The organism is Acinetobacter sp. YH16052 (genome assembly GCF_013417155.1).
GTDB lineage: Bacteria > Pseudomonadota > Gammaproteobacteria > Pseudomonadales > Moraxellaceae > Acinetobacter.
The window spans coordinates 1-1,280 of sequence record NZ_VPEO01000168.1 but is presented as its reverse complement, the minus strand read 5'-3'; the positions used below and the strand labels follow the sequence as shown (position 1 = coordinate 1,280).

Here is a 1,280-nt window from a genome sequence, read left to right as displayed (position 1 = left end):
ACTGCGTGCCCTCGCACCGGCAACGTCCTCGCATCGTCCACACTTAGACCGCACGCGCTATATCGCTCAGTCTCAGTCGTCGAAGCTCCTCCCAATCCCGCGCGCTCTCCCGCCTGCGGTTCTACGTGTCTTGTGATGAGTAAGTCGTAATAAGATTTTTTGCCATAGGCAAATTTGTACAGCATTTCGAGATAAGGCAAAGTCTTATCGTCAGGCATATCATCTGTCATTGTGTCAGGAATTTTGACACCCCATAACAAACCGAATGAACCTGTTAAACGCTTGCCCTTGAGAACCTTAAACGCTTCCCAAGTCTTTTCAACGGACAGATCGCCAAACTTCAAAGCATACTTACAGACTTCGGCAGCCGCTTTGCTATAGCCGTGACCTTTTTCTTTTTTTGCCCTGCGGACATCGACCACCATCGAATCACCAGTGATGCTATGCCAATATTCTGAAAATTCCTGCTGATCAATCCATTGATCAACTAAGGCGAACATATGAATATGCGGATGCCATTCACCTGTTTTCTCGTTATATGTATTCTCGTAAGAATACATAGCACCTTGAACCTTACAGAACTCGCTATAACCCCAACCCTTTTTTAAATAGTCCCTACGACGCTCTAGGAGCGTTCTAAAGGACTTCATAAGGTGTTCTGAGCGTTCAGCAAGGTCTGAACCGTTTTTAACGGTGAGAGTGATTAGAACAGGCTTGAGCTTGCGATTTTCTTGGAGAACCTGATTGATACGTTCAACGTATTTCTGAATGGCACGAGATGCACGAATGGCAGCACAGAAAGGACACAGCAAATGCTGTCCGCAGGTGCGGAGTTTTGAAAGCTTGACCTCGCCAATAGTGTAAAAATTTTTGAATAGCAGATAGTTTCCGCATTCATTCAACTTTTGAGCAGATTTTAAGGCCTTGATAGATTCTTCATTTTTAACGTCCTTTTCATAGTTCTCCTTGAATTTAGCCAGGGTAAATAAATAATTTTCCTGATTCTTAGCTCTATGTTTTAAAGTCGCAAAACGTGTTATTCTATCCCTGTGTTCATCTGCATTAGCAGATGCAAAACCCTTGTTATCTCCGCCGACCAAAGCACTGGATAACAGGGGTTTTTTCTTATCTGAATTATTCAAATTTCATCCCCACTTTAATCAATAGTATCAAGTAAAAGAAAAAACAGCGAGTTGCTTCGCTAACTCACTGTTTTTTTTCACGAATTACAAACTTTCTGCAAGAATAGGTTTTGCACCTTTTCGAACATAAAAAACAAC

1 protein-coding gene is annotated in these 1,280 nt (G+C 42.3%); it reads right to left on the bottom strand.

What is annotated here, in order from left to right:
• A partial coding sequence (locus FTV42_RS17005) for a protein rep (protein ID WP_180039261.1) occupies positions 1–1,142 on the bottom strand: 1,142 nt, incomplete at its 3' end.
• Between the last annotated feature and the right edge of the window lie 138 nt (positions 1,143–1,280).